Source organism: Pseudoalteromonas sp. S3260, assembly GCF_005886925.1.
GTDB lineage: Bacteria > Pseudomonadota > Gammaproteobacteria > Enterobacterales > Alteromonadaceae > Pseudoalteromonas > Pseudoalteromonas tetraodonis.
The window spans coordinates 50,722-59,295 of the sequence record NZ_PNCV01000016.1; the positions used below are offsets into that span (position 1 = coordinate 50,722).

At 40.2% G+C, this 8,574-nt stretch carries 8 protein-coding genes and 1 pseudogene; 4 read left to right on the plus strand and 5 right to left on the minus strand.

Features of this window, described 5'->3' with window-relative positions; all coding sequences use genetic code 11:
• Positions 1 to 309 (minus strand): hypothetical protein, encoded by a 309-nt coding sequence (locus tag CWC14_RS03745; protein WP_008112879.1) that lies wholly within the window; start codon positions 307 to 309, stop codon positions 1 to 3.
• Between the two features lie 92 nt (positions 310 to 401).
• On the minus strand, positions 402 to 1,139 hold the full coding sequence (gene bioH, locus CWC14_RS03750) for a pimeloyl-ACP methyl ester esterase BioH (protein WP_138561360.1): 738 nt from the start codon (positions 1,137 to 1,139) through the stop codon (positions 402 to 404).
• A 74-nt stretch (positions 1,140 to 1,213) separates the two neighbouring features.
• Between bioH and CWC14_RS03755 the strand changes: the two genes are divergently transcribed.
• A complete protein-coding gene (locus CWC14_RS03755; RefSeq protein WP_138561362.1) occupies positions 1,214 to 1,891 on the plus strand; it encodes a ComF family protein in 678 nt (225 codons plus the stop codon).
• A gap of 2 nt (positions 1,892 to 1,893) precedes the next feature.
• Here CWC14_RS03755 and CWC14_RS03760 read toward each other — a convergent pair whose 3' ends face one another.
• Positions 1,894 to 4,443: a M14 metallopeptidase family protein gene (locus tag CWC14_RS03760; RefSeq protein ID WP_171036822.1), complete on the minus strand. Its 2,550-nt coding sequence runs from the start codon at positions 4,441 to 4,443 to the stop codon at positions 1,894 to 1,896.
• A gap of 146 nt (positions 4,444 to 4,589) precedes the next feature.
• Between CWC14_RS03760 and nfuA the strand changes: the two genes are divergently transcribed.
• Both nfuA and CWC14_RS03770 read left to right on the plus strand, forming a co-directional pair.
• Entirely contained in the window at positions 4,590 to 5,165 is a 576-nt protein-coding gene (gene nfuA, locus CWC14_RS03765; RefSeq protein ID WP_076922643.1) for a Fe-S biogenesis protein NfuA, read from the plus strand.
• 13 nt (positions 5,166 to 5,178) lie between these two features.
• The gene (locus CWC14_RS03770) at positions 5,179 to 5,448 is read left to right on the plus strand and encodes a hypothetical protein (protein ID WP_016900082.1); all 270 of its coding nucleotides are present in this window, start codon (positions 5,179 to 5,181) and stop codon (positions 5,446 to 5,448) included.
• 4 nt (positions 5,449 to 5,452) lie between these two features.
• Here CWC14_RS03770 and dinF read toward each other — a convergent pair whose 3' ends face one another.
• The gene (gene dinF, locus CWC14_RS03775; RefSeq protein ID WP_076916068.1) at positions 5,453 to 6,787 is read right to left on the minus strand and encodes an MATE family efflux transporter DinF; all 1,335 of its coding nucleotides are present in this window, start codon (positions 6,785 to 6,787) and stop codon (positions 5,453 to 5,455) included.
• Here dinF and CWC14_RS03780 point away from each other — a divergent pair.
• A complete protein-coding gene (locus CWC14_RS03780) occupies positions 6,767 to 7,792 on the plus strand; it encodes a polysaccharide deacetylase family protein (protein ID WP_076922641.1) in 1,026 nt (341 codons plus the stop codon). The two genes, dinF and CWC14_RS03780, sit on opposite strands and share 21 nt — an antisense overlap.
• 3 nt (positions 7,793 to 7,795) lie before the next feature.
• Here the strand turns inward: CWC14_RS03780 and CWC14_RS03785 are convergent.
• Positions 7,796 to 8,218, minus strand: a pseudogene (locus tag CWC14_RS03785) (CheB methylesterase domain-containing protein); the annotation flags it as partial.
• Between the last annotated feature and the right edge of the window lie 356 nt (positions 8,219 to 8,574).

Below are 8,574 nucleotides of genomic sequence, written 5' to 3' on the forward strand. Positions count from 1 at the left end.
TTACACTTTAATATCAACTAAAGTGCCTAGTACATCATCTGCAGTTTGAATTGATTGCGTGTTAGCCTTGGCATTAAACTCTTCAACTTTTAAGTTTACTAATGCATCATCAATTCGTGCAGGTTGAGATACCGGCGCGGTTACGGCTTCTTCAGGGCGAGCAGCCGTTAATTGACGTTGCTGCGCTAATTGAGAATCATCTTGCTGCTCTATGCTGGCACGGTTAATCTCAGCGCTGGCCTTTTCAATACCTTGGCTGGCTCTATTAAACCCTTCAACACCGCTATTAAATACAGATCCAATCGGCATAATAATAAACCTCCACCAAATAAATATTGTCTAATTATCGCTCAAAAATCACGCAAAATAAAGCTTTAAACCGCTGTATTCATGGCTTTGCTTCAAAGCATTGATTTAACGGCAGATAAAAATTCACTTTTATGAGAAATAAAAGGCGCATGCGATGCTTTGTCTATCACTTCGTACTCAAAGTCAGCATTAAGTACCACCATTTTCTCAATGGCCCGATAAGGAACGAGAGAGTCTAAGCGTCCAAAAATGCCGCGAATAGTCACTGGACATTGAGCAAATAATTCGCGTAAATCTTCATTTTGCAGTATGTCTAGCCCTGCACTTAAAGCCTCGTTATTCGGAGGCGGTGACTGACTCAATAACTGCTTTAACTGTTTTACATCATCGCGAGCCGACTCACTGCCCATTGCCTGAATTGCCAAAAAGCGCTCTATCGTTTTTGAACGCTCTTGCAACAACTGCTCTTTGAACTGTTTTAATACTTTAGGCTTAATGCCAGCCCATGGCAATTGCTCTGCAAAAAAGGGCGTTGAGGCAACTAAAATGACTTTTGATACTTTTTCTGGCCAATGTTTGGCAATATAAATAGCAAACAACCCACCTAAAGACCACCCCATTAGTACCGATTGCGGTGTTAACTGCTCACTCACCTGCTTTGCAGCATCGTGTAATGTATATGGACTTAAAGAGGCGTTATGATCACCATAACCGGGTAAATCCAAACAACGCACTTTACCTGAATATAAAAACTCTAATTCTGGTTTTATTAACTGCCACACACCTCGGCTCATTCCCCAACCATGTAACAACACACATTCATTTTGCATATTTGCCTAACCTTAACCAAACTTAAATCTATGATAGCGTTTTAGGGGGAGTTTGTAATGAGGAGAATCAGCGAATGAAACTTAGCCTAACTGATTGGCTGTTTCCCTCGTATTGCGTGTTGTGTCAGAATCAGATACACAGCTCACTGGGACTGTGTCAATTTTGTTTAGATGACTTGCCATTGCTAGATTTGGCCGAGCATGACAATTTATTTTACCGCCCTGATATTGTAGAAATGTTTCCTAACTGCAACTTTGAAAAGCTGTTTGCCTGTGCTTTTTACCAGCCCCCTTTTGATTTATGGTTAAAGCAGCTTAAATTTAATAATCAAATCCATTATAAAAAAGCACTGCAGCAAGTCATCAAAAAACAACTTACTATTTTTACTAATAAACAGCATTTAGCTGCTGCTGTATTTATTATTTTACCTTTGCACAAGTCGCGTTTTTTTAGTCGAGGATTTAATCAGGTTACCCAAGTATGGCAGCCTTGTTTGTCATCCTTTAAGGTCTTGAATAATGTTTTAATACGCAATAAAAACACCTCGGCACAGTCACAACTGAGCAAAACAAAGCGGATAAAAAATTTACAGCAGGCTTTTTCATGTACTACCAATTTAGAGGGTAAAACGGTGGTCATTATTGATGATATTATGACCACAGGTGCAACACTCAATGCAGCCACCTTGTCGCTAAAAGAAGCGGGCGCTAAACAAGTCTGGGCTTTTACGACCTGTTTAACGCCACTTTAGATTTAGTTACCACTGACACGAAAGGTATGACCGAAAAATAAAGCGTTACTTAATAATCGGCTGGTGCCATACCAGTAACCTCTAAATACAGGGTTGTCTGTCATCGCAATCACACTACCTCGACCATAAGAGTGAGCCACTAGCGCAGCACCGCCGGCCACTTGCTCTACATTAACTGCATCAGTAAAACCAGCAAGTAACGGCTGTTGTGTATAGGTGAGTATATTTACAAACGGCGCTTGAGAGGCTTCAAGTAACCAGGTACTGTTTTTAAATACGGGTAGTGTGTCACGCTTAAATGAAAACGTCAGTGGGTGCGTTGTATCTACATCAGTATTAAATATAGCGCCTGCAATACGCTGGCGACCCGCTAGATGGTCTTTGTCTGCATATTTTAAACCTTGAGTATCAAATGCGCTGGCAACATCTTTACGTGATAAGTAGTTTGCTTTTAATAACTGCTGATCAGCTAAGAACTTTGCCCCGCCTTTATGACCCCAAATAACGCCGCCTTTTCTCACCCAGCTTTTAATTGCCACTTTGTCGGTATCAGATAACGTCGAATAATCGCCATGCGCCAAAACAATATGGCTGTAATTACTGAGCTCTAAAGACGCTAAACGGTTCATTTCAACAATGGTAGGCGCTACGCCTACAAAGCGATCTAGGTAATACCACACTTCACCTGCTTCATATTGGCTAACCCCTTTACCGCCAACTAATAACACCTTAGGCGCAGAAACAACCGCCATAGAGCGCGAGCCTAAGTCGGCACCTTTACTGGTTAAGCCTGTGGTAATTGGCTTAATTTCAATATCAAATTGGCTTTGTGCTTGATTTAGCTTTGCCACCCAATCAGTCTCTGTTTGCAGTCCTGCAGGGATAATAATACTGCCAGCATCAAAATTTATCTCATTACTCGTTGATGTTGCGGTTAATGGTTTTAATGCAACACGTGCTTTAATACCTTGCTGTAACAGACTATTGAGCATTTTTGGGGCAAGCATGTCGTCCCAAGCAAATCCATAGGCATAGCTTTTAGTTAGCGGCGTTAAAACAGGCTGTTTTGCTTTTTGCCAAGCCGTAGTATCAACCTCTAATCCCCAGCGGCTGTTTACTTTAGCAAATGGTAAATTAAACGCATGCGCTAATGTCCAACCTGATACATCGTAAAAAGTGTTATCGGCAAAGTTTTGCTGTTCACTAAAAATAGCTTTAACTAATCGGTATTGTGGTTGCGCAAGCGGCACAAAATAGCTATTAGCGGTAAAGTTTTTACCTTCAGCTTTTAGTCCCTCTTTAACTGGATAAGCATTAATTTGGTGCTGTTTAAGTATGCTTAAAAAATCGTTAGTACGTGTTTTGTCTTCCCCACCTTGAACAATATAACCTTGATAGTCTTCATCTTTGGCAAGCTCAACCGCTTTGTTATAAAAGTTAGCCTGATACTCAAGTAGAGCTTGGCGGTTATCAATCGCTGCTTTAAACGTTGATAAAGTCGTTAAAAGTTGGTTTTTAATCGTAAACGCAAAAGTTAGCGGGCCATTGATCGTTTCTTGAATATGGCCACGAGAACTTGCTTGTTCAAATAAAATACCGACACCACCATTTACATCAGGGTAAGTTGAACCTTTGCCATAATAAAAGTCATCAAAGCTTTCTTCTGTAAAATACAGTGCGTTGTTTTCATCTAAAGTTTTTGCATGATAATTTGCAATTGCTTTGGTTAGGCTCACATTTTCTTCAGGGGTAATGGGGTGTTTACGACTTGGGATCCCTGGTTGAAAAAAGTAGCTACTGTTTGGTCCCATTTCATGAAAGTCAGTTAAAATATTAGGTTTCCAATAATGAAACTTGGCTATACGCGCTCGCGACTCAGGGTGCTGCAGTAAAAGCCAATCACGATTTAAATCAAACCAGTAATGATTGGTACGGCTACTTGGCCAGCTCTCTACATGCTCACGCGTTTGCGGATCTGACGATAAGTTCATTCCACGATTACTATTAGCCCAATTAGCAAAACGTGCTAAGCCGTCTGGGTTAAGCGACGGGTCGAGTAAAATCACCGTGTTGTTAAGTAGCTCATTTATTTCATCACCTTGCGCAGCTGCTAAATAATAAGCCACTAGTAAAGCTGCATTACTCCCTGACGATTCGTTACCATGAACGCTATAACCCATCCACACAACGCTTGGCTGCTCTGCTAATTTATTGTTTGAGTTATTTAGACGAGCTAAGTGTGCTTGGCGAGTTTGTTCTATATTTTTTAGTTTGTTAGCTGCGGTAATAGTGAGCATAACTAGTGGGCGCTGCTCGTGGGTACGACCTATTACTTCAAAATTAACTCGATCGCTTTTTTGAGCTAAAATTTCCATATAGCGTACAAGCTGATCATGCCTTACATGCCATTCACCCACTTGATAACCAAGTACTTTTTCAGGTGTTGGAATGCTGGGATCAAATTCAACCTGTTGCTCAAAATAATATGACAGGGGCTTTGCCGCACTTGAAAAACTGGCTAGTATCACCATTACTGTAAATATAAACCGCATATAAATAACTCTAAAAATGTTTATTAATTGCACGCTACCATTGCTTAAAATAGATGCCAACTTTTTACGCTCAACACTAGCCGCAACACGATGAGCGGAGTATGATATGCAGTATCCGAGTAATTTAGTCAAGTATAGACGGTTTTATGATTTCAATTTCCGAAACAGCGCAAGCGCATTTTGCTAAGCTATTAGCAGATCAATCTCAACAAACGAATATTCGTGTGTTTGTTGTTAATCCTGGTACATCACAAGCTGAATGTGGTGTTTCTTATTGTCCAGAAGACGCGGTAGAAGAGAGCGATATTCGCCTAAACTTTAACGGTTTTGACGCTGTTGTTGATGCCGAAAGCGCGCCTTTTTTAGCCGAAGCTGAAATTGATTTTGTTACTGACAAAATGGGCACGCAGCTAACTCTAAAAGCGCCTAATGCTAAAGCACGTAAGTTAGGTGAAGACGCTAGTTTAAGTGAACGCGTTCAACACATGTTAGAAACAGAAGTTAACCCACAACTTGCAAATCATGGCGGTCAAGTAAGCTTAGTAGAGATCACCGCTGCTGGTGTTGCTGTGCTTCAATTTGGTGGTGGTTGTAATGGTTGCTCTATGATTGATGTCACACTAAAAGAAGGCATTGAAAAAGAAATGATTGCTAAGTTTGATGAGATCACCGGTGTGGCTGACATAACCGATCACGAAGCTGGCGAGCACTCTTATTACTAAGTATTAACCCAATATGCTAAAGCCACTCATTTACCGCTTAGGGAGCGACCCTAAGTTGAGTCTAAAGCGCTTTTTTCGCGGCCTAGCACTGTTTGTGCTGGCCGTGATATTTATCACTTTGGGTTATTACAGTCATTATAGTTTACAAGTCATTGGCATAGTAATTTTAGCGCCGGCATTGTTTTTTGCATTTTGGGGCTACGCGGGTATTTTTGCCAATCGTTTTTCACAAGTATTGAAAAACATCCCTGCCAAAAATAACGACCCCGATCTGTGGAAATAACGGTTTAATCAAGTAATTGATTATTAGTTTTTAGCTGCTGATATTTAATTATAAGTGTTACACCCCGCATTAACATAAAGCAACTCATTGCCAACCATAAGCCATTATTTTGCCATTCCTTAAATAGCCAAAACACCCCAAAAAAACCTATTGTCGCCGATAACAGCATACTATTTCGCATTGCTTTAGCACGTGTTAAACCAACGAATATACCATCAAACAAAAAACAACTCATCGCTAAAATTGGCAGCACAATTACCCACGGTAAGTAATGAGTAGCTTCTTCAATAACCTCAGGTACATTAGTCAACAGCTTTATAATGGAGCTGCCAAATAATATAAAAAATACACTATACAAAATGCCAAACAACATGCCCCAAAATACGCTTATTTTTACCCATAGCCTTATCTTTTCAACACTTTGTTGACCTTTCGCTTGGCCTACTTTTGCCTCGCTTGCATAGGCAATTCCATCAAGCGCAAAGCTGACCAACATTAAAAAGTTGAGTAGTACCGCATTGGCTGCTAATGTAGTTTCACCTATACGTGCAGCATAAAAGGTCATAAAGCTAAAGCATAACTGCAACACTAAAGAGCGAATAAAAATATCGCGATTTAAACTTAATAATCCTGCCATTTTTTCTATGCTAAACCAATTTGCAACCGCTAAACTTATGCCCTGTTTTTTAGCTAGCTGAACCACTAACAGCAAAGCAAAAATTAAAGCCGTGTAATCCGCTATTAATGATGCCCAAGCCGCCCCTGCAACCGCCCAATCAAGATAAACTACAAAATAAATGTCGAGTACAATATTGGTAATATTAGTGACTAACAATAAATAAAATGGCCCTCGCCCATAATGAACGCCGAGCATCCAGCCTAATAATACTAAGTTACATAGCGCTGCTGGGGCGCTAAAAATACGAATACTAAAATACCGATAGGCCTCATTGAGCACATCACTATTGGCAGCAGATAAATACGCAATGGCGTGTTTTATAAGGGGGGATAATAAAATCAGAATTAGAGCTACGCTGCTGGCCAATAACAAACTGCGTTTGAGTAAAGCTGCCAGCTGAGTTAAATCATTTTTACCGTAAGCCTGTGCCACCAGCCCAGTGGTGCTCATTCTTAAAAAACCAGCAAGCCAAAATAAAATGGAGATCACGGTAGAACCTAAGGCAATTCCCGCTAAATAATGCGCACTCCCCAGGTGACCAATCACTGCCGTATCAACAATTCCTAACAACGGCACAGTAATATTTGATAATATCATTGGACCGGCTAACAACAACAAGCTTTTATGGTGTGCTTTATTATGTATAAGAAATTGTTTCATTTAGTATTATTGTTCCTGATTTGTGGTTCTTTACGTGCGCAAGCAGCGGTTATTCTACAGTATCATCACGTCAGTGAAACCCTTCCCGCGGTGACCAGTGTAAGCGCCAACACTTTTACTAAACACTTAAATTATTTAAAAGAGCATAACTTTAACGTTATTCCACTAAACGAGCTGATTAGCGCATTAAAACAAGGTAAGGCTTTAGACGATAAAACGCTCGCGATTACTTTTGATGATGGATACAGCAATAACTACGAACAAGCTGCGCCTATTCTTGAGAAATTTGGCTATCCGTACACTATTTTTGTAAACCCAAAACTCATTGATGAACAAGCGGGTTATGTGATGGGATGGGATAAGCTCAGAGAGCTTGCAAAAAAAGGCGCCCTTATTGCCAACCATAGTGCCGAGCATAACTATCTGCATAAAAAGCGCGAAAATGAAACACAAAGCCAATGGCGTGAACGCACTAAAAACGACATTCTTAGTTCACAGCAGCGTATTAAAGAAGAAATAGGCCACGATTATAAATACCTTGCCTATCCATACGGAGAGTTTAACAATCAGCTACAAGCTCTCGTTACTGAACTAGGCTTTATTGGCATTGGTCAGCACTCCGGTGCAGTTAATCAACATTCTAATATTAGCCGTTTACCACGTTTTCCCGCATCTGGTTTTTATAGCAAATTAGATACGTTAATTACCAAACTCAATTCAACTGCTTTTACTATTAATAAACTAACCTATAAAGATAGTGTAACCACACAAAATCCACCGTCGTTAACTATAAATCTAGAGACTGATGACTTTCATAAAAGCCAATTTGCCTGTTATGTATCAAGCATTGGACAAGCTAATTTAAATTGGTTAAACGATAATACGGTTGAGGTGACCTCGCCAAAGCAGCTTAATAAAGGACGCTCTCGCTTTAACTGCACCGCCCCATCAATAAAAAAAGCAGGCAGTTATTATTGGTTTTCACAGCCTTGGGTGATCAATTAAATTCTATTTTTTAATCACTTGATTTAATAACCGCTGGCTCATTTTATCCAGCGGTACGACCTCATTTGCAGCCCCGAGATCAATAGCAGCCTTGGGCATTCCCCATACCACAGACGAAAACTCATCTTGTGCCAATGTATAAGCCCCTTGTTGTTTTAACGCCAGCAAACCTTTCGCGCCATCACTTCCCATACCGGTTAATAGTGTGGCAACAATATACTTAGCACCAATTTCAAGTAATGAGTTAAACAGTACATCTACTGCGGGCTTATGCCTATTTACAGGTTCACCATCATCAAGCTGACAATATAATGCACTACCTTGTTTGCTAATGCGTAAATGTAGCCCGCCGGGAGCTATATAAGCGCATCCTGCTACCAGCTTATCGCCTTGTTGTGCCTCTTTTACGTTAATGGTACAGGTGCGCTGTCGCTGAAATCAAACCGACATAAAATACAACCATACGATGACATAGAAGTTAAGGATTATGTGTGTTTAAGGCTGCCGTTGGCAAATCGCTATCGTCAGTACGTACATAAAGAATAGGTAGAATTTCAGTATTTAAGATTATAGGGCTGAATTCCAGCCTATCCTAATACTTGCTTTTCGCTCAAACCGAACTTCGCAAAAGTGCCATAAGCTGCCTTTCCGGTTTAACTCATATCTGCCCAAAAATCATTTAGAGCTAATGCTTATTACACCTTCAAAAGACCTTACTTACCCCAATTTTTATAATGAATCAGTATATGCTCAGTTGATTAATTAACCTGAGATCTGGTTAA